The sequence below is a fragment of the Psychrobacter sp. P11F6 genome, from assembly GCF_001435295.1.
Lineage (GTDB): Bacteria > Pseudomonadota > Gammaproteobacteria > Pseudomonadales > Moraxellaceae > Psychrobacter.
On record NZ_CM003594.1, the window covers coordinates 3098264 to 3119282 of the forward strand.

Sequence of the window (21019 nt, forward strand, 5' to 3'; positions counted from 1 at the left end):
GCGCTTAAATATTATCAATATTTAAGCGCTTTTTTGATCGATAGAATGTCAACACTGTCTTTCAATATGGTTCTTCATACGGTATGAAATTAATTCATGTCCCTCTAAAGCCCAAACACTTTATCTATTTATATACTTTAATTATTTAATATTTGGTACAATTATGTTTCTAGCAACTTACAGATTGATGACTCATTCAGATTTTTTGCACAAAAATTAAGATTACTTCTGTCATTTTGACAGCTAAATTATCATAAAAATATATTATTACATATTATTTTTGATAATAAGGATATTCCAATGAAAATACTTTTAAGGGTCAAACCCTCTTCCTCCGTTTTACTGGCTGCTATCTTTGCTATTGGTGCGGTTAGCCTGTCAGGCTGTAGTGAATCAGATACCAAGGCCGTCGACCGTGTCGAAGAAGCTGAAGCATTAGCCCGCGTTAAGTCACTTGAGGCACGTGCTGCAGAAATCAAAGAAGAGATGGCTGCAAATCCAAGCGCCAAACTGACCGTTAGCATGCCAGATGAGTCCACTATTCCAGATGATGAGTTCGGTGCAGCAGTACGTCGCGGCTTACAAATCGCCAATCATACTTATAAAGAGGTGCCTGACAATGTCGGCAACCAGTTGAATTGTACCAGCTGTCACTTGGGTAACGGCTCAGAGGCTTACGCAGCGCCTTGGAATGGCATGCCGGGTATTTATCCTATTTATCGTTCACGTGCTGGTCGCGTGAATTCAATACAAGAACGCATCAATGGCTGTTTTGAACGCTCAATGAATGGCAAAGCGCTTGATCTGGGTTCAGATGATATGAATGCGATGGTGTCTTATATGAGCTGGCTATCACAGGACTTGCCTTATGGCGTCTCGCCTGAAGGTCGCGGTTTTGTTAAGGTAGACAAAAATTTAGAGCCAAATACGGACAATGGTAAAAAGCTGTTTGCTGAAAAATGTAGCGTTTGCCATGGTGAAAATGGCGAAGGGCAATATAATGACGATGGCACTTATATCTATCCAGCAGTAGCTGGAGACAAGTCCTTCAACGATGGTGCAGGTATGGCGCGAACTTATACAGCAGCGGCCTTTATCAAAGGCAAAATGCCCTTTGGTCAAGGTAACTCGCTTAGTGACCAAGAAGCGGTCGATATTGCTGCTTACTTTACCCATCTGCCGCGACCTATCAAAGCCAACAAAGACAAAGACTGGCCCAATGGTGATGCCCCTAAAGATGTACGCCGCTAGTTTTAAGCACCTTTAAAAGTTACCATAAAAAGCCCAACTACTTAAATAGCTGGGCTTTTTTATTATTGATAGTTAGGACAATTTGCGTCCTTTATCTTTAATTTAAGGCAATTTCATATCACCATCAACCAGCCAGCCCACGCGGCGCATCACATGAGCGACCACCCCTGCAATTAGGGCAGGTAATACAAACATCAACAGGATAATCGCTGTCCATAATTGACTCGTACTCATGATGTCTTGTGACGCTTCAATGACTCCAAATACGCCGACCAATCCAGCAGTACCCATACCTGCACCCGTTGCCGTACATGCCAGTCCAAAACCTACGGTCGCGATAGGACCAACGATGGCGCTGGCAATCACAGCAGGCAACAACACCAGCGGTTTTTTTAACACATTAGGAATCTGTAGCATACTGGTACCCAGACCTTGAGATATCACGCCACTGACGCCGTTGTCTTTAAAGCTTGCAACGGCAAAGCCAATCATGTGTGCCGCACAGCCTACCACTGCTGCCCCGCCTGCTACGCCACCAAGCCCAATTGCGATACAAATAGCAGCGCTGGACGTTGGCAATGTCAATAAAATACCCACCACTACTGCAATCACAATACCCATTAACAGAGGCTGTAACTCAGTGGCCGCTTGAATACCTTGACCAATGGCAGCGACCGCAGCGACGATAGGTGGATTCAATAGTGCGCAAACTGCTAATGCTACCGCGCACACCAATAAAGGAACCAATAGAATATCAAGCTTGGTTTTGCCAGCGACCCAAGTACCAGCACGATAAGCAAATACCGAGGTCAAATACGCCCCTATCGGATTGCCCGGTAAGGCGGCAAAGGTCGCAGGTCCACCTACTTGGGGCATAAATAACGTCCCTGCCATTAATGCTTCAGAGTGTGCGCCAAGCATACCCGCCACCAAGCAGCTGAGCATGACGAGCGTCGGTGCTTTAAGGTAATAGGCGATACCTACTCCGATACCTGCACCCATTAGTACTGAGGCAAGCTTGCCCACTGCAACCAATGCGGGCAAATCTAACCAGCCACCGATTTGCGAGATGATTAGACCAGCAATCAATGTGACAAATAGCCCTAAAGCCATGCCAGTAAACGCATCAATAAAATACTTTTGGAAAAATGCTTTAATGAAGCCAGTAGGCGGTGTTGCTAAATGAGAGACAGTCATAGCCATGCTCTTTATAAAATTTTTGATGAAAGGTAATAAACCAACAGAAAAATAATTTTGCTAAAAATCAGAGATAAAAAAAACGTCATTGCGACGTTTTTTTTATTATTCATAAAGAACTATAACTGTCATTAAACAGCATAACTTAACGACGCTGTTCAACAATAATGGAGTCAATACCATTATTCTGTAGGCGCTGCTGAGCAGTGGTTACTGCTTGGCGGTTATTCATCGGGCGAGAAATAACTTGATAGATTGGCAAACCATTACCCGTCGTATTCTTGACCACGCGAGCGTCTACACCTGCCATCAACACTTGAGCACGGCGGCGATCTGCTTCATCCGCATCACCGAAGCTGTTGATCTGTAAAATGTAAGTTGCCGCAGGTTTTGCAGCCTGAACGCTAGCAGTACCTGCGCCTGCATTATTGGTGGACGTATTATTGCTACTAGTAGGCGTCGATCCATCATAGGTCGCGTCTTCTTCAACGATCACAATGTCATCGCCGCTATTACTGGTAGCAGCGTTATTGCCACGACTGGGCGCAATCACTGTATTTTCAGAGATACCAAAGTTACCAGTATCATCATTGCGACTGGCTGAACCATCTTCAGGTTGAGTCACCACGACATCAGGCTCAAAGGCACTGATATCCCCTATGCGATCATCGCCTGTCTCAGCAATATCTTCATCAGGAATAGTCGCCATCTCCTGATTGGGCAAAATATCATAGAACTCATAATCACCATTATCAGTATCAGTGTCGACACGTGGCTGTACCTGACGATCAGGATCATTACCAGCGGTGCTGTCAGCGGGACTGAAATCAAATAATGGTGACAAGTATATAAATACCCCTATCATAAGGGTCAATACAGCCCCAACAAACATCCACAATAAGCCTGATACGCTACTTGTTTTGCGTTTTTCAGTCGCACCTTTAGGTTTTTTGGCTAGCATGGATCTGGTTCTCCCTACTGAATCTAACTATCATCAAATTATGGCTGGCAGTCATCTATACTCATACTACATGTTAGAAAGTTACTATATAATAGAAAAAAACTACATGCTAGATGGTGCCGACAACCCTAACAAACTAAGACCATTGGCCAATACTTGACGTACGGCTTTAGACAAACGCAAACGGGCTTGCATCAATTCCATCTCATCCGAGCTTGGTGTCTCACCTGACGTCAAACTCACTGGCAAAATGCGATTGCTGTCATACCAACCATGAAATAGCGCTGCCAACTCTTTAAGATAGTTGGTCAAGACATGTGGCTCATAACCCGTCGCGGCGCGTAATAATGTCGCTGGATATCCTGCTAATAATTTAATCAGCTCGTCTTCGTTTGGTGCGCTAAGTAAGTTTTGATGTTCTAAACCAATCGCATCGTCTACCACAAGACCACTGTTTTGTAGCTTTTCTAATACTCGGCAAACACGGGCATGCGCGTATTGAATGTAATACACTTGATTGTCTTTGCTTTGTGATTTAGCCAGCTCCAAATCAAAATCAATATGCACCTCAGGCTTACGGGCGACATAATAAAAACGCGCGGCGTCGTTACCAACTTCGGTACGTAAATCACGCAGGGTGACAAATTGACCTGAACGCGAGGACATTTGCACTTTTTCACTGCCACGCCATAATGCAACAAATTGCACAAGCACCACATCTAAACGCTCAGCATCAATACCAAGCGCCAATAAAGCAGCTTTTACGCGTGGCACATAACCATGGTGATCGGCACCCCAAACATTGACCACTTTATCAAAACCACGATCAAATTTGTTTTTGTGATACGCAATATCAGAGGCAAAATAAGTAGATTGACCATTGGCACGGCGCACAACACGGTCTTTTTCATCACCAAAATCGGTCGATTTAAACCAAATATTACCGTCTTTTTCGTATAGATAGCCTTTTTCATCTAAGGTTTGCAAGACTGGCTCAATCTCGCTATCGATCGATCTTTCGCTAAACCAGCACTCGTAGCGCACACCAAAGTCATTTAAGTCATCTTTGATATCGGCTAAAATACTGCTCAATGCCGCATTTAAAAACAGCTCATAACCCTCGCCAAGCAAGGCTTTACTGTTAGCAATTAGGCCATCAATATGCGCTTCTTTGTCACCTGATAGCAATGTTTTTTCGCAGTCCGCATTAATCTCAAACTCAGCATCTGCTGGCACATCTTTGGCGATTGCTGCAAAGCTATGAACGTAATGATCACCGTGTTGCGCTTTTAACGTTTGGGCGATGTCACTGACATAATCACCTTGATAGCCATTGACTGGGAAGATTATTTTCTCACCGTTGGTTTCCAGATAACGCAAATAGGTACTGGTCGCCAAGATATCCATCTGCCGACCCGCATCGTTGACATAATATTCACGCGTGACGTCATAACCAATCGCTTCCAGCAAGTTTGCCACGCTCATACCGAACGCTGCACCGCGACCATGCCCAACGTGCAAACTTGACGTTGGATTGGCAGAGACAAACTCAACCTGAATTTTTTGCCCGTCAAACTGATCGCTTAAACCAAAGCGATCTTGCAAGGCAAAGATATCATCTAATACCGCAAACTTGGCTTCCGCATTTAAGAACACGTTAATAAAGCCTGGACCTGCGATTTCTACTTGGCGAATGTCTTGGTTTTCAGGCAGCGCATTGACGATTTTTTCGGCAAGCTGTCGTGGATTGACCTTAGCAGCTTTGGCCGCTGTCAGCGCAATATTACTGGCAAAATCACCATGGCTTAAGTCTTTAGTACGGGTGATTTGGCTATTATTTTGCCAATCGCTTGGTAACGTGCCATCTGCTTGTAGGGTTTGAATCGCATCGTTAAATAGTGATGCAAGTGTATCAATTTGGGCTTGTGACATAAGGATTTGAACTCAGTTAAATAAACAACAAAAACGGTATAAAATGTGGCGAATGCGAGCAGCCAATAACTGCCTATTATAATAGCGACCGACATTGCAGGGGATAAAATAATACAAAAAAGATAAGTAACCTGTAAATATAACAATCTTTGCCCTGCATTGCACTATGTGCACCAAAATTAGCACTAAAATCTTACGGTTATGACAGTTAACACTGATAATTTAGGTGACTAGGGCGTGTCCTCATTGTAAAAATGGTGATAAAAAGAAGATAAATTGCCGTCAAGCAAGAAAGGTAGCGCAAATAATATCGAGATATTGATAAGCTATTTGACGATGTTTGGCAAAATTTAGCCATTTTTAGCCCATTTAGAGGATAATCGATTGAATTGAAGACACGCCCTAACAGGCGTTGTCTGTGCTTTCATTCACGATAAATCAGATTGAAATGCTTTAAATAGATCAGGATTTAGCGCTGTTACCGATCAGTCAGCCCTGCAAATTGTAGCGTTACTGTTGTCTCATACTTAGCAGCAGTTTATACCTGCTCGCTTCCGCGTTATAATAACGGTTTGTATTGCTGCCTGCTTTTTTCTGACTTATTTTATGGATTACTGCTTATATCATGAATGGTGATACTTCATTTTGAAGGCAATTATTATCGAAAGATCCATAAAATAATAGAAATAAATAAAGACGGCGTTACTACTTTATAGGATTATGCCATGTTTGCTATTGCTGCCAGTACAGTTACCAGTTGGGGATTGTATGTTTTACTACCCATATTCATCGCCTTCTTATTTTTTATTATGTGGGATATCTCTAAAGAATCTCAAGCTGGGCGCGCGGGTACATTTTGGATTTTCTTAGCACTAGGCGCAGGGTTTGTGGGCTTCTTACTCAAGCTATTGCTGGAAGTCGCTTTTAAAAGGTGGTTGATATAATTTTTATATGACTAGGCCGTGTCCTCACTGTTAATGATAGGTGATAAATAACTCGCCTATCACTGATAAATAAGCGGTTAAATAATCAATTAAAAAATACATGGCTCATGACGGCTTCACTTTACAGTGTGTCAATCATTCCTACCAAAATATCACTCACTGAGCCTTGCTATCATTTTTAACAAACCCCCAACCTTCAAAGGGATCACCATACGCATCTGATGCCATAGCAGGTAGCGAGAATAGACCAATCGTCATACAAGCCATTATTTTTTTCATAATCTCTCATCCTTGCTATATTTGCAGTCCATTTCCACTGCTGATTATATTGACTGATGGCTTCTCTGCTACCCTAAAAAACTATCTTTTGGCAATCAAGGTCGCGCGCATCGGCGCAGGATAGCCTTCAAGGGTTTTGCTGGAATCATTAGGGTCTAAGAAGTCGGATAGCGAATGATAGGTCATCCACTCCGTTTTGCGCTGCTCTTCTGTTGAAGTCACTGCGACATCAACGCAGCATACCTCTGAGAATCCTGCTTTTTCTAGCCAGCCTATCAATGCGGCGACTGATGGTAAAAAATACACGTTATTCATCTGGGCATAGCGGTCGTGTGGCACCAGTACGGTATTGGCATCACCTTCGATAACCAAGGTTTCAAGCACCAGCTCACCGCCTTTGACCAACTGCCCTTTAAGCTGTTGTAAATGCTCAAACGGCGATTGGCGATGATAGAGCACACCCATGCTAAATACGGTATCAAATAATTGGCTATGCTCGGGCAAGGCTTCAAATGGTACGGGGATATAATGCGTTCTATAGCTATCAGCAGCCCCGACAAAATGCCGAATCGCCATAAACTGATGATAAAATAAGCAAGACGGATCAATGATAATGACTGTATCCGCGCCAGCGCCAGCCATACGCCAGCCGTGATAGCCAGAGCCACCGCCCACATCCAATACGCGACGACCTTTTAAATCCCCCAAATGCGGTGTGACCCGTTGCCACTTCCAATCACTGTGCCATTCGGTATCAATCAATATTGGCGCGGCTTGTTGGTCTTCATTCTGACCACTATCAATTTGATTTTCGATCTGACCACCAATTTGAAAAGGCCCTTTACGCCACGGCATGAGCTGCTTTAATAATGCCATTGTTTGTTTGCGCTGAGACTCACTAAGATTTGCCTCAATCGTCAGGACATCACTGTTTAGATCGACATTATTGACGGTTAATGTTGGCAAACGAGCGACTGACGCTTGATAAGCAGGTGCATGCGCGTAGTTGGCTTTGTCCTTGATATCATTTAACCATGTTGGCAAGCGCGTAAGCCATTCATAAGCACTCGGCTGCTGCTGGGCTAATTCTAGCAAGGTTAAATATAATGCGCGTTCGGCGTAGGTGATAGTGTTGTTAAGCATAAAAGCAGGTTACCGTATTGATCAAAAAACAACTGTGTTAAAAATAAGGATTATTTAAATGCCACAATAGAGACGAAGTTCAAAAACTGAAACCATGTGAGATGGCGCTTAAAGCCAACTTGATCTAACCGTGCATGATGCTCATCTAATGTATCAGTGATAAGGACGTTTTCTAGTGCATTACGCTTGCCGCTGATTTCCATCTCGCTATAACCATTGGCGCGTTTAAAATCATAATAACGCTCGACCAACCACGCATCATATTGCTCATCAAAAGCATGGGTTTTTTCAGTTAATACCAGTATCCCGCCTTCACTTAACGCTGCATAAATTTTCTCTAATACTGCGACTCTATCGGCAGCTGGCAAAAACTGTAGCGTTAAGTTCAAAATCACCATATCGCAGGGTTCAAGTTCCACATCGCGAATATCAGCGGTAATCACTTCGATGTCATGCGCAGGATAATTGTCACTCAGTAGCGTGGTCGCTTCGGTCGTCATCGCTGGTGAGATATCAATCGCTTTAATCTGCAAATCTTGCGGCTCAAACTCACCCGCCAACGTCATACTTGCTGCGCCAAGTGAACAGCCCAAATCATACACTCGACTGACGCGCTGACCACTATCGCTCTGTTGACGATACTTACAATGACGTCGGGCAAATATGGGCAGCATCGCTAGCACCTGACCATAACCGGGCACACTGCGACGAATCATATCAGGGAAACAAGCCACCACTTGCTCATCAAAGGAGAAGCGCGCTGCTTTATCAAGTGGCGTGGTAAACGGTTTGTCAAATAGGGTGTCGTGTTTAACAATAGCAGGCTTAGATTGACTCATGGTGCGACTCATTTTGTGATAATAGAACTTAAATTAGGAGATAATTGATGGTCTTGCTTGTCATTATTAGCTGAAAGCAGCACGACGTAGCAAAAGCCCATTATAACATTACTGTTTGTTACTTATCGCGGTCAGATGCCCTGCTAAGCTAAATACGTATTGCTAAGTAAGTAACACTTGGCTCATATTTTATATTTATAAAAATAGGAAAAATTATGCAAACCATTATTTTGGGCGGTGGCTGTTTTTGGTGCACCGAATCGGTATTTTTATCCGTAAAAGGTGTGCAATCTGTCGTTTCAGGCTACATGGGCGGTAACGCTGTTTCTGCCAATTACGAAGCGGTCTGTGGTGGCAATACAGGGCATGTTGAAGTGATCAAAATCGAGTTCGATGACTCTATCGTCCCGCTAGAAGTGATACTTGATGTTTTCTTTGCTACCCATGATCCCACCACAATGGATCGTCAAGGCAATGACGTCGGTAGCCAGTACCGCAGCGTGGTTTTTTATACCGAAGAAAATCAGAAACCAACGATTGACCGCACCATCAACAAACTGCGCGATATGGGCGTCAATGTGGTCACTGAAGTAAATCCAGCTGTTGAGTTTTATCAAGCAGAAGAGACCCATCAGGATTTCTTTAATAAGAATCCAGGACAAGGGTATTGCAACTTTGCCATACCGCCAAAGCTTGCCAAATTGCGTAAAGAGTTTAGTCAGTATATGGTGAGCTAAACGACAAATGAAGATAGTTTTTCATTTGAAAAAAGATTATCTCAGCATTTCATTATAGCCAAACGCTTGTTGTATGAGCGTTTGGCTTTTTAACATCTTTAGCATTCTCACTCAAACCGTTATGATAGAAACAACTCAAATATAACCCTCAACGAATAAAGGCGAAGGTATGAACGCTGAATTTTGGCACAGCCGCTGGCAAGAGAAACGTATTGGCTTTAATCAGTCTGCAGTGAATCCCTTATTAATAAATTACTTTAAGCAGTTAAACCTGCCAGCTGGTAGCCGTGTCTTTGTCCCTCTTTGCGGTAAATCGATTGATATGGCTTGGCTGGCAGCGCAAGGCTACGACGTCGTAGGCGTTGAATTGGTGGAAACAGCGATACAAGAATTCTTTACTGAGCAAAATATCTCCCCTACTGTGCACCAGCATCTAGATAATCCAGCCATTAAATACTATCAAGGTCAGTTGTCAGGACAAACCATTACCCTATGGGTTGCTGATATTTTTGCACTAACGACTGAGGATATCGGATCTGTAAAGGCGTTATATGATAAAGCCGCATTGATTGCGCTGCCAGAAAATATGCTTACGAAGTATAGCGAGCATATACGTAAAATAAGTGGTCATGCACCACAATTTATCATCACTCTCACTTATGACCAAAGCAAAAAAGCGGGACCGCCGTTCTCTATCAGTAGCGAGCAAATACAGCAATATTATGGCGATAACTATTATATCAGCGAACTGACGAGTGAACTTACTTCTATAGGATCGGCACCTGAGCTAACAGTCTCGGAGCATGTTTGGCTATTGAAATGAGTGGTTAATAAATGAAATGAGTCGTTAATAAAGCCGTTTGCGTAGCGATTAATCAGTACTAAATCATGATGGAGAAATTGAATGAAAATATTAGTTAGGCTGATAAGTTTAATTTCTATCTTACTAGTCACACTCGCAGGTCCGCTGTACAAGTTTGGCTTAGTCGATTTAGCGACTGCGTTTGCAGGGTTTAAGTTTGGTGTATTTACTGGTATCGCAGCATTGGTACTATTAGGCATACAGCTTTTATTTAAACGAGACACGGCTAGCATTGGTAGCGCATTACCATCGGCAGCGCTTGCTATCACTGCCATTGCTATTCCACTAAGCATGATGAATACCGCCAAAAATGTACCGCCCATTCACGATATTTCAACCGACCTAGTGAATCCACCTGAATTTGTGGCCATTGCCCCACTGCGCGCTGATGCACCAAACCCAGTCGAGTATGCAGGTGTAGAGACTGCAACGCAGCAGCGCGCCGCCTACCCTGAATTACAAACATTACGCTATAGCCAGTCAAAATCTGAGTTGGTTGAGGCAACCAAACAAGCCATCGATAATTTAGGTTGGGAGCTTGTCAATATCGATGCGGATAAAGGCGTCATTGAAGCGACCGATACGACTGCTTGGTTCGGTTTTAAAGATGATGTTGTCGTGCGTATCACGGATAACAGTAGTGAACGTCTAGTAGATATTCGTAGCAAGTCACGGGTTGGTGGGAGCGATTTGGGCAAAAATGCGGCGCGTATTCATAAGTTGATTGAAGAGTTGGATGGGGTTTTGGGGGAGTGATTAGGTTTCGAGAGAAGTAAAAGTGATTAATTGAATTTTTTTAGTACTTTATCCATTTTAGCCTATCTATCCTAAATCTTAAACCCTCTCTCAACCTCACGCCACCGTCAATTTATAGTAACAGCTTACTTCGATACCTTTTCTTTACCCATGAGATTGGTTACTCTAAGTCCATACTGCACCAATCCGCTTTGCTTTCTCTTTTAATAACTATTTCAACGTTTATAGGATATTTTCATGCGTTTGACTCCAGTTTCTACTTTATCATTGCTTAGCCTTGCTGTTGGGCTGAGTTTTGCTAGCACTGCTCAAGCAGCCAAACCACCAGCGCCAGACTTATCTAATGCCGAGTTTCAACAATGCTTAGACGGTTTGAAAAACTCTAGCAAATTTCGAGGGGTTGATGGCTCTACTTTTAATAACTATCGCCCTAGCCAGCCTGATCCTAGCGTGATTCAGTCATTGAATTATCAGCCAGAGTTTCAAAAAGACGTTTGGGATTATTTATCTTCACTGGTCGATAAAGAGCGTGTAGAAGATGGCATTCGTGCCAAGCGCCAATGGGCGGATACGCTACGTCAAATTGAATCACGCTATGGCGTCAAAGCCGAGCACGTACTAGGTGTATGGGGTGTTGAGTCAAACTTTGGGCAGACATTGGGCAAAAAACCTTTGTTTGAGTCTCTAGCGACGCTGTCTTGTTTTGATCGCCGTCAGAGCTATTTCCAAGGTGAATACGCTAATGCGCTAAAAATCGTCCAAAACGGTGATATCGCGCCAAGTGATATGACCGGCTCATGGGCAGGCGCTTTTGGTCAAACGCAATTTATGCCAAGTACCTTTTTAGAGCTGGCAGTCGATTTTGATGGCGATGGTCGCCGTGATTTGGTCAATAGTGTGCCTGACGCGCTAGCCTCTACCGCCAACTTTTTGGACAATCGTGGCTATCGCACGGGCGAGCCTTGGGGCTACGAAGTCAAGCTGCCCAGTGGATTTTGGGCAGCGTCTGACCGTAAAAACAAGAAGTCTATTAGCCACTGGCGCAATCAAGGTATCACGCTCGCCAATGGCAGTCCATTGCCAAACGATTTGAGTAGCGCTGGGTTATTATTACCCGCTGGCAAAGATGGTCCTGCTTTCTTGGTCGGTAAAAACTTTGATACGTTTTACTCTTATAATGCGTCAGAAAATTATGCGTTGGCAATCGCCCATTTATCAGACTTAATCACCAAAGAGGACAGCAGCAAAACTGACTTTGTCACAGCATGGCCTACCGATGACCCTGGTATCAGTCGCCAGCAAGCCAAAGATATCCAGCAGGCGTTATTGAATGCGGGTTACGATATTGGTGGTGTTGATGGCATTATTGGCGACAATACCCGTATCGCGATTCAGCAATACCAATCTAGTCGTGGTATCTTGCCAGCGGATGGCCGCGCAGGACAGAAATTCTACCGTGCAATCATTGGAGATGCTGGAAACACAGCCCCGAAAAGCACGCAATACGGCAATCAATACGGACAGCCGTCGAATAGCCAGCCTTTAAACCCTGCCTCTGCTGATCGCATGGGACAGCTGATTCAGCAGCAAACGAGTACTCCTAATACGTACTCAACGCAGCCTTCTGCGCAATCACCTACCCCTGGTAACACACGCTATCGCCGTGTCACTGGTAGCGACGGTGTGGTGAAGCTCGTTCGTGTTGACGAAGGTTCTTAGTATTCCGCGGATGTATCTTAGATTAAGCACATACTAGGCTAAGCACGCCCTAGATTAAGCACATAAAAAGAGCCACGTTAATCATAACGTGGCTTTTTTCATGGGATTCATTCTTTAGTTTTTAGTCGGCTTTTAACCTAAACGATCGGTGGTGGGTTCGGTTTACCATTATCACCATCCCAGTTCTCACGTGCTTTTTCATCTAGATCAGCAGGCGTTTTTGGCTCCCACTTGCCATTTTCTTTCCAAGTAGCATCGCCCCAATCGGCATCTTCTTCTTTTCTGTCCAAGTCTTTATAAGCTTGGCTAGGGTCGATACCGCGGCGTTTCATGTCCGCTACTTGCTCTTCTAAGGTATGAAACTGCTCGGCAGCATGCATAGATTCTTCTAAGCCATCAAGCTCTTTTTTTAATGCATCGTTTTTAGCGTTACTCATCAGGTGCTCTCCTTAGTCAGTATTATTATGCGATTTATATACATTCGACTTATATGTATACAATATATACGTCAGTAATTTTAATATAAATAATGTATTTATTATCAATCTCTGATTAGTCTCAATATTACCAGTGTTAAATGGATTCACAACCGTTGACGCGTATGCTTTGTATTACAAAACGTAGTCACAGCCACACGTGTGCTATTTGCAGCAGATAGGTTATGACTACTTTTAAATGAGGAAGGCAGAAATATCATTAGTGCAAAGTGCGAATCATTGGGAGTTATGATGGACTTCGTTCAAGAGATTTTTTGCATGAAAGGTCAACTTCCAAAGTTCTTGCGAGACGCGAGTGCCATAGGTTGTGAGCTGTATCCAGTTTGCACCCACTAGCTGACGTTGTAGTTGGTTCAAATCATCTTGAGAAATTTGGCAGCGCGAGACGGCATGGACATTCGGCATCTCTTTTTTGATGTCTTGCTCAGCTTTTGACGCTATCAAGCGATTCACAGCATTTTGCAAGCCATAGCTCGAAAAGGTCGCTGGTATTTTCATTAAGGCGATCAATATCTCTTGCCATGTCAAGGTCATGGGTCTGGTAACATCCGTCAGGTTGCCACCTGCATAAGCTTGAGCGCTATATTGAATATCAAAAGCTTCTAACAATACAATTGGCTTACTCACATCATCAGAGACGAATTCATCAGCAGGTGGGCTATTTTCCTTTAGCGTTTTGTCAGTAGACAATAGATCTGCAAACCGTTCCGCCACGGTTTGCTTGCTAAATTTGATCATTTCCTCATTAGCTCTCAGCCATCCACCAACGACCTGATGATTGGTCACTGCGTTATAGTAAGCTTGTACAAGTAATGGCTCAATATCCGTTTCTGTATCATAATAATATATCGTATTGTCCTGCCGAGTCACCGACTTAATAAATTCTTGCAGTTGACGACTGATACTCGCATCTGGATGATGATTTTTGATTAAGATGAGTAACGGTTTGAGCTTGGCTTTGGCATTCAAATAGCTCAAATGCATTTGGCTAACGCCATTCCTTTGCACGGTGCCATAACTGTCTCCAATGAGCATCAGTGCATAATCGCAGGAGTCGATACATTGTCGACCATATAGCGATGCTTTTGGCAATTGGCTCGACACATCATAGGTCAAGAAAGCCCGCGACTGAAAAAATATCGCCAAGCTGTCCAAGACCAACAATTGATCATTGTCAGCGCATATGATGTGAATATGATAGCGACGGTTTGGCACAATCACCTCTAAGCTTAGGTCATGACATAGAATAATATGATATAAAATAGAGCACAAATATCTTGTGTTGCACAGCCTAGCATAATCTTATAAAAATAAGCTCAATTTATTTTTAATATATCAATATTATGGTTATGGGTTTAATATAAACACCTTTAGCTGCGCCTATTCAGAACAGTATTGCAAGATGACGTCTTTGCCAAGCAAACGCGCTATTAAAGTACCCAGTTTATCATCGAACTTAGTCGCATAAAAAATCAATGGCGGTCGAATGACAACTTTTGTTCTGTCAGTTGTTTCTAAACAATGATCATCTGGGGTATTGTCAAACAATGCAGACAGCTGGTTTGCAGCCAATAGCTGCTTAACTCGCTCAGCAATCGCTTGTCCAGAATCAACGACCTGCATCGCCAATTGCTGCTGAGCAATCTCATCTAACAAAAACGTTTTGAAAAATGGATAGTGCGTACAGCCTAGTACCAATTGATCAACGCCATCATGAGCAAATAATGTGAGCTGCTGGCGTAATCTTAAAGCAGTATCATCCTGCTCTGGCATTCCCGCCTCTACCCAAGGTACCAATTGCGGATCAAAATATTTGGTCACTACCGTATTGTTGGGTTTAGCAAAGTGATCGATGACCTCATTAAGCAATGTGCCATTCAAGGTAGCTTTAGTCGCTAAAACAACCACGCGACCAGTTTTGCTCGCCGATATGGCTGGCTTTAGCGCCGGGACTAATCCGACGATAGGCAACTGCGGATAACGCCGTCTGGCTGTTTCCAAAGCATAAGCTGAGGCGCTATTACAAGCAATAACAATGAGCTTGCAGCCCTGCTCATACAACCAATCAACGGCTGTTAAAGTCAAGGCTTCAATATCGGCGCTATCACGATTACCATAAGGCACATTTAAGGTGTCTGCATAATAGACATAACGCTCAGCAGGCAACTGCTGTGCCAAATGTAGATAAACTGACAGTCCACCGACACCAGAGTCAAACAATCCGATTGGCGCATTGCGCTTTTTATTATTTATAACTGTGCCAATGTTCGTTTTATATATGTCAACTTTAGCATTAGTTGCACTCTCAACATGCTCAATATGTTTACCATCAGGGCTATCTGAGCGCATTTTCACCCTATTTAAGCTATTACTTGCAGCAATATCCATCACTACTCTACTGCCATTTTTATATACATATCGTCATCTTTATGCTGTTTGCTGTTTGCTGTTTGCTGTTTGCTGTTTGCTGTTTGCTGTTTGCTGTTTAGCATACTACAGTAATTAGCTGGTGATTTATCGCTATAGTCGGTTCAATATAATTTGGATATAAGGAGGCCAAGCGAAAGTACTACAAATAGTAGACTAAGCGAGTCTGACACCGTATCTGATTTATATGGGATTGACTATATCTAAGCCGTAAATTATTTGACGGGTACATAGCTTTGAGCCCTTGCGTTAACTGGCTGGCATCGACAGCTCATAGGATTTTCCGCCACTTTGTAACGTCAGTATCGTCTCACCATTTTGCTCTGTCAATTCGCCAATTTCGGTCAAATGATAAAAAGTATTACGCCCAATAAGTGCGTCCAAACCATTTCTAACGGGCATATAAGGACGTACCTGCATATCCATTGCTGCCTGCTGATCAATCGTATCATTGTCTGTAGGATTATACGCCTTTAATGTGATGGTGTGCTCATCATCTAAACGCACCACATCGCCAGTCGTCGTGGTAAATTCTAGCCAACGGTTATTGCCTTCGTTGACGATACCGACGTCATTGATTAATAAAGGGGCATGTTCAACTTGGATACGGATTTTCTGTACTGGCGTCTTCAAAAAATATTCAATGACACCATTATTGTCTTCTTTCCATAAAATAGTCGCAAATAAGCTCACCAATGACTCTCTGGTCATTTGCCCGCCTTCATGCCACCACTCGCCATTTGCCTTTATGACCAGATCCATATCGACCACATCTTTTGGGTGCCATTTATCCAATGGTGGGATGGCACGTCCTTCACGTTTGCCTACGGTAGACTTTAGATACTGACTGAGAGAATCCATATTATTTAGCTTAGATGGCACGTCTTTTGGCGGTTTAGCTGCCGTTTCATCGTTTTGAATTATGTCTTCATTATTGTTATTCATCGTATAATCCTTTACTTAGCATTCAAAGTTTGGCAAATCTATTATTACTATAAATTTTAGTTTCGGGTATGATGAAAACATATCATCTTAGCACCCTCATTAGTTCAATCTTACCTTAACATCGATACTCATAAATGCGTATCGTGTTTGTAGGACTTTTCTTTTATAATGAGTAACGATTTTTTATTGAAATGGTCAAGTGGGTGTTGTGTTAATGACACATTTTACGTGATGTGTTGAAATCCTTAAATACATGGATCTCGACAGTAACATGGTCAATTGATGTCGCAAAGACAGTTTTTATCGGGCAGCCATATGTCTGAGTAATGTTAGCGCCGCAAGTCTATTATTCAATTGTTAAGCTAATGATGCCCTGAGATAAGCCACTAAAAGTTTAGGAGTAGGTATGCAAGAGCAAGACAATCAAAAGCCAGTCATTGATAGTGACACTGTGAATACTGACCCATCAGTAGCGACAGAGACGGCAAATCTAGATAAAGCAGAGTCAGCCGTTGTGACCCAAGAAGTGCCAGCTGAAACAGTCGCTATCGACAAAGCGCCAGAGCCAGTAGTAGAAGCTGTCGCAGTAGAAGCTGTCGCAGCAGAGCCTGAGATTGAACGTGAATCCATGGAATTTGACGTTATCATCGTCGGTGGTGGACCTGCTGGGCTATCTGCTGCTATCCGCCTACGTCAGCTCGCTATCGCTGCTGGTAATGATGAGTTTATGGTTTGTGTGGTCGAAAAAGGTTCTGAGTTTGGTGCGCATACCTTATCAGGTGCTGTCATCGAACCGCGCGCTTTGAACGAGCTGATACCAGACTGGAAAGAAAAAGGCGCGCCGCTTAATGTGCCAGCGACCGAAGATCGCTTTTATTATTTAAACTCAGCCACGCGCTCTACTAAAGTACCTGACTCGTTGATTCCAGGACCGATGCACAACAATGGCAACTATATTGTCTCATTGGGCAATGTGGTGCGCTGGTTGGCAGTACAAGCTGAAGAGCTTGAAGTCATGATGTTCCCAGGCTTCCCTGCAGATGATATTTTATATAACGATGACGGTTCTGTACGCGGTGTCTTGACGGGCGATATGGGTGTGGCTGCCAATGGCGAAGCCAAGCCTAGCTTTGAACCAGGTTATGAGCTACTTGCTAAATACACTATTTTTGCCGAAGGTAGCCGTGGTCATTTAGGCAAACGCTTAATCAGCCGTTTTGATCTTGATAAAGACTCAGATCCTCAGCATTATGGTATCGGTCTAAAAGAGCTGTGGGACGTAGCCCCTGAGAAACACGAGCAAGGCGTGGTCATGCACGGTCTTGGCTGGCCCTTGACCGAAACAGGCTCTACTGGTGGCTGGTGGTTGTACTTCGATGAAAACAACCAAGTAAGCTTTGGTCTTGTCGCTGACTTGTCTTACCACAACCCATATATGTCGCCATTCGATGAGATGCAGCGCCTAAAGACCCATCCCGTCATCAAAAACGTATTGGAAGGCGGCAAGCGTATCTCTTATGGCGCACGTGCTTTGACCAAAGGTGGCTTAAACTCTTTACCGAAATTCACTTTCCCAGGTGGTGTATTGGTCGGTGATGATGCTGGATTCTTGAACCCTGCTAAAATCAAAGGCACACACACATCGATGAAGTCAGGCATGCTAGCCGCCGAAGCCATCTTTGAGGCACTACAGGCCGATCGTCAGCATGATGAAGTGATTGCTTATACCACCATGTATAAAGAGTCATGGTTGTATCAAGACAACTATGAGTCACGCAACTTCTCGCCTGCAATACATCGCATGGGTCTGTTTATGGGCGGTGCTTTTACCTTTATCGAGCACAACTTATTAAAAGGTAAAATGCCGATTACCTTACATGACAGCCTGCCAGATTATGATCAGTTAGAGCGTGCCAATCATGCTTTTCAGCCAACCTACCTCAAGCCTGATGGCAAACTGGTATTTGACAAGCTGTCATCGGTATTTATCTCTAATACTAACCATGCAGAAGACCAGCCGGTACATTTGAAATTGACTGATCCAACGGTACCTGTTTCAATTAACTTACCGCTATATGCTGAGCCTGCTCGTTTATATTGCCCAGCTGGTGTGTATGAAATAGTGAAAGATGCAGAAGGAGCTAAGTTTGTGATCAATGCGCAAAACTGTGTGCATTGTAAAACTTGTGACATCAAAGATCCTTCACAGAATATCACTTGGGTAACGCCAGAAGGTGGCGGTGGCCCTAACTATCCTAATATGTAAATATAAACAATGTTAGAATTAATCACTAATACTAAAAACCGCCCTTATGAATTCATAAGGGCGGTTTTTTTAACTTCGACACATGAGACAAGTTTATCTTTAATCAGGTGAGATTAATCCGTCCATGCATCACGATTGGCTTCGTTTTTAAGCTTCACAAAGTCATCAGGATTAAACTTGATTTGATCGCCAGTTTTACCTTCTTTAATCTGACGCTCGTAATCACGCAATATGCGCAGTGCTACGGGTGACAAGATTAAAATAGCCACTAAGTTAACGAGTGCCATTAGACCCATTGATAAGTCAGCGAAGTTCCATATGGCAGGAAGACTCGCAATAGCACCCACAAATACCATGCCAAGTACCATAAAGCGGAATATCATGATCATGACTTTGGCATTTTTGGCACCAGAGATGAATTCAAGATTTGACTCACCATAGCTATAATTGGCAATGATAGAGGTGAAAGAGAAGAAGAAAATAGCAATCGCAACGAAGATAACACCCATATCACCCACATATTGCGACAGTGCCAACTGCGTCAGCTGAATACCTTCTTGCTCAACACTAGGATCGACCACACCGGACAAAATAATAATTGACGCCGTTGCCGTACAAATGACAAGGGTATCCATAAACACACCCAGCATTTGCATAAATCCTTGCACCGCTGGATGATCGGGGTGACTCTTCGCCGTTGCCGCCGCATTAGGCGCTGAACCCATACCCGCTTCATTTGAAAACAGACCGCGCTTGATACCGTTAATCATTGCCTGAGCAATACCATAACCAATCACCCCGCCTGCTGCTTGCTCAAAACCAAATGCTGATTTAACAATTAACACAATCGCCGCTGGGAATTGACTAAAATTCGTCACGATAATGAACAAGGCCAATAAGATATAGAGAATCGCCATAACGGGTACGATTTTACCCGCAATACGAGCAACCGAGCGCAAACCACCGAATACCACTGGCGCAACTAATACGACCAATACCAAACCTGTCATCCACGTTGGAACCCCAAATGCTTCGTTGGTCGCTTGTGCGATGGTATTTGACTGCACGCCATTAAAGGCTAAGCCGAACGCTACTAATAAGCATAATGAGAAAAATATCGCTAGCCAGCGCTGACCGAGACCTTTTTCGATATAATAAGCCGGTCCACCGCGGTAAACATTGTCATTGTGCGGCACTTTATAGGCTTGTGCTAATGTTGATTCGATAAAACTGGTCGACATACCGACGATCGCAGTCATCCACATCCAAAACACGGCACCCGGACCGCCAAGGTAAATCGCGATTGCAACCCCTGCTAAATTACCTGTACCGACCCGCGCTGCCAATGAGGTCATCAGCGCCTCAAATGAGCTGATACCGCCATCTTTACGCCCTTGATTGGACACGCGCAATAGCTGCCACATATGCCCAAAGTGGCGAAACTGAATAAAACGTGTGGCAATGGTAAAATACAAACCTGCACCAATCAGTACGAACATCAGTAATCCATACCAAGGGTTACTTGCAATCAACCAATCATTGTTGCCCCAAATAATACTGACACCATAATTGACGATGCTATTAAACCAACCTGCTATCCCTTCACCCATACTGCTATCCTCTCACTTACATTTTATACTGCTAGTATATTTTATGGATTGATGTGATTAATGATATTTAAAAATGCTTACTAATCCCTCTGCCTACTCATGAAACAGTAAATATCTGATCAATATACTGGCAAAGTAAATCACTAACATCCTGTCGCTACATTTTAACTGACTAGAGATTATTTAACTATTTCAAACCTCTATTATAGAAATTAAATAATTACGAACTTTTGCAAGGTATTTCGATAAAAATCAAAAAAATATTTTTTATATGAAATATTGAAGAAAACTTTTGAGACTAGGTACAACAGATAGATTTTAAAACGTATTCATATAAACACCATTCCAAAAAAAATAGTCACTGCCATAATATTTATTGAGTAAAGTATTGGCTATATTTATAGAATGAATGACTTTTATTGCTAATAATGCTCTAATACCTCTATAAAACTAAATCCTTAATATAAATAAGGTTTTAGCACAGCACCTGAGCAACGGCCTTTTTTTTAGCTGGTCTCTCTAACATAAGTTGACCATGGTTTCCATAAAGCAAACATTTAGTTACATAAAGTAAATAAAATTTATTTATTGTTAATTAAGTCAATATTGTATATATTCCCAATAAGTTCATAAATATTTCTTGCAATACTTATT

General features: G+C 43.0%; 18 protein-coding genes. 7 read left to right on the forward strand and 11 right to left on the reverse strand.

Features of this window, described 5'->3' with window-relative positions; translation table 11 throughout:
• Nucleotides 1–300: 300 nt before the first annotated feature.
• Entirely contained in the window at nucleotides 301–1251 is a 951-nt protein-coding gene (locus tag AK822_RS12800) for a c-type cytochrome (protein WP_060491913.1), read from the forward strand.
• A 102-nt stretch (nucleotides 1252–1353) separates the two neighbouring features.
• Here AK822_RS12800 and AK822_RS12805 read toward each other — a convergent pair whose 3' ends face one another.
• The 3 genes from AK822_RS12805 to argS all read right to left on the reverse strand — a co-directional run bounded on the left by AK822_RS12805 (nucleotide 1354) and on the right by argS (nucleotide 5341).
• Nucleotides 1354–2448 (reverse strand): PTS sugar transporter subunit IIC, encoded by a 1095-nt coding sequence (locus AK822_RS12805; RefSeq protein WP_060491914.1) that lies wholly within the window; start codon nucleotides 2446–2448, stop codon nucleotides 1354–1356.
• Nucleotides 2449–2593: 145 nt separating this feature from the next.
• Nucleotides 2594–3409 carry an SPOR domain-containing protein gene (locus AK822_RS12810; RefSeq protein WP_060491915.1) on the reverse strand — a complete coding sequence of 272 codons (816 nt, stop codon included), beginning with the start codon at nucleotides 3407–3409 and terminating at the stop codon, nucleotides 2594–2596.
• Nucleotides 3410–3511: 102 nt separating this feature from the next.
• Nucleotides 3512–5341: an arginine--tRNA ligase gene (gene argS / locus AK822_RS12815; protein ID WP_060491916.1), complete on the reverse strand. Its 1830-nt coding sequence runs from the start codon at nucleotides 5339–5341 to the stop codon at nucleotides 3512–3514.
• Between the two features lie 725 nt (nucleotides 5342–6066).
• On the opposite strand from argS, the gene AK822_RS12820 reads away from it, so the two are divergent.
• Nucleotides 6067–6285, forward strand: coding sequence for a DUF2788 domain-containing protein (locus tag AK822_RS12820; RefSeq protein WP_045448016.1), 219 nt, complete (start codon nucleotides 6067–6069; stop codon nucleotides 6283–6285).
• A gap of 156 nt (nucleotides 6286–6441) precedes the next feature.
• Here the strand turns inward: AK822_RS12820 and AK822_RS15195 are convergent, their stop codons facing one another.
• The 3 genes from AK822_RS15195 to cmoA all read right to left on the reverse strand — a co-directional run bounded on the left by AK822_RS15195 (nucleotide 6442) and on the right by cmoA (nucleotide 8558).
• Entirely contained in the window at nucleotides 6442–6564 is a 123-nt protein-coding gene (locus AK822_RS15195; RefSeq protein WP_265732813.1) for a hypothetical protein, read from the reverse strand.
• Between the two features lie 81 nt (nucleotides 6565–6645).
• The gene (cmoB, locus tag AK822_RS12825) at nucleotides 6646–7707 is read right to left on the reverse strand and encodes a tRNA 5-methoxyuridine(34)/uridine 5-oxyacetic acid(34) synthase CmoB (protein ID WP_060491917.1); all 1062 of its coding nucleotides are present in this window, start codon (nucleotides 7705–7707) and stop codon (nucleotides 6646–6648) included.
• Nucleotides 7708–7757: 50 nt separating this feature from the next.
• Nucleotides 7758–8558, reverse strand: coding sequence for a carboxy-S-adenosyl-L-methionine synthase CmoA (gene cmoA, locus AK822_RS12830; protein ID WP_060491918.1), 801 nt, complete (start codon nucleotides 8556–8558; stop codon nucleotides 7758–7760).
• Nucleotides 8559–8761: 203 nt separating this feature from the next.
• Here cmoA and msrA point away from each other — a divergent pair, with 203 nt between their 5' ends.
• The 4 genes from msrA to AK822_RS12850 all read left to right on the forward strand — a co-directional run bounded on the left by msrA (nucleotide 8762) and on the right by AK822_RS12850 (nucleotide 12620).
• Nucleotides 8762–9283 carry a peptide-methionine (S)-S-oxide reductase MsrA gene (msrA, locus tag AK822_RS12835; protein WP_060491919.1) on the forward strand — a complete coding sequence of 174 codons (522 nt, stop codon included), beginning with the start codon at nucleotides 8762–8764 and terminating at the stop codon, nucleotides 9281–9283.
• Nucleotides 9284–9452: 169 nt separating this feature from the next.
• Nucleotides 9453–10106 (forward strand): thiopurine S-methyltransferase, encoded by a 654-nt coding sequence (gene tmpT, locus AK822_RS12840; protein WP_060491920.1) that lies wholly within the window; start codon nucleotides 9453–9455, stop codon nucleotides 10104–10106.
• 81 nt (nucleotides 10107–10187) lie between these two features.
• Entirely contained in the window at nucleotides 10188–10901 is a 714-nt protein-coding gene (locus AK822_RS12845; RefSeq protein ID WP_060491921.1) for a DUF1499 domain-containing protein, read from the forward strand.
• Nucleotides 10902–11138: 237 nt separating this feature from the next.
• Complete coding sequence (locus AK822_RS12850) at nucleotides 11139–12620, forward strand: lytic murein transglycosylase (protein ID WP_060491922.1); 1482 nt, start codon at nucleotides 11139–11141, stop codon at nucleotides 12618–12620.
• 137 nt (nucleotides 12621–12757) lie between these two features.
• On the opposite strand, the gene AK822_RS12855 is transcribed toward AK822_RS12850, so the two are convergent.
• From AK822_RS12855 to AK822_RS12870, 4 genes are all read right to left on the reverse strand, one after another.
• Nucleotides 12758–13057 (reverse strand): hypothetical protein, encoded by a 300-nt coding sequence (locus AK822_RS12855; protein WP_045455583.1) that lies wholly within the window; start codon nucleotides 13055–13057, stop codon nucleotides 12758–12760.
• Nucleotides 13058–13333: 276 nt separating this feature from the next.
• Nucleotides 13334–14332 carry a DUF4062 domain-containing protein gene (locus AK822_RS12860; RefSeq protein WP_087945725.1) on the reverse strand — a complete coding sequence of 333 codons (999 nt, stop codon included), beginning with the start codon at nucleotides 14330–14332 and terminating at the stop codon, nucleotides 13334–13336.
• Between the two features lie 165 nt (nucleotides 14333–14497).
• Nucleotides 14498–15505 (reverse strand): glutamate racemase, encoded by a 1008-nt coding sequence (gene murI, locus AK822_RS12865; protein ID WP_060491924.1) that lies wholly within the window; start codon nucleotides 15503–15505, stop codon nucleotides 14498–14500.
• Nucleotides 15506–15793: 288 nt separating this feature from the next.
• Nucleotides 15794–16489 (reverse strand): DUF1285 domain-containing protein, encoded by a 696-nt coding sequence (locus tag AK822_RS12870; RefSeq protein WP_060491925.1) that lies wholly within the window; start codon nucleotides 16487–16489, stop codon nucleotides 15794–15796.
• Between the two features lie 628 nt (nucleotides 16490–17117).
• On the opposite strand from AK822_RS12870, the gene AK822_RS12875 reads away from it, so the two are divergent.
• A complete protein-coding gene (locus tag AK822_RS12875; protein WP_060492314.1) occupies nucleotides 17118–18755 on the forward strand; it encodes an electron transfer flavoprotein-ubiquinone oxidoreductase in 1638 nt (545 codons plus the stop codon).
• A 113-nt stretch (nucleotides 18756–18868) separates the two neighbouring features.
• Here the strand turns inward: AK822_RS12875 and AK822_RS12880 are convergent, their stop codons facing one another.
• The gene (locus AK822_RS12880; RefSeq protein ID WP_060491926.1) at nucleotides 18869–20365 is read right to left on the reverse strand and encodes an alanine/glycine:cation symporter family protein; all 1497 of its coding nucleotides are present in this window, start codon (nucleotides 20363–20365) and stop codon (nucleotides 18869–18871) included.
• Between the last annotated feature and the right edge of the window lie 654 nt (nucleotides 20366–21019).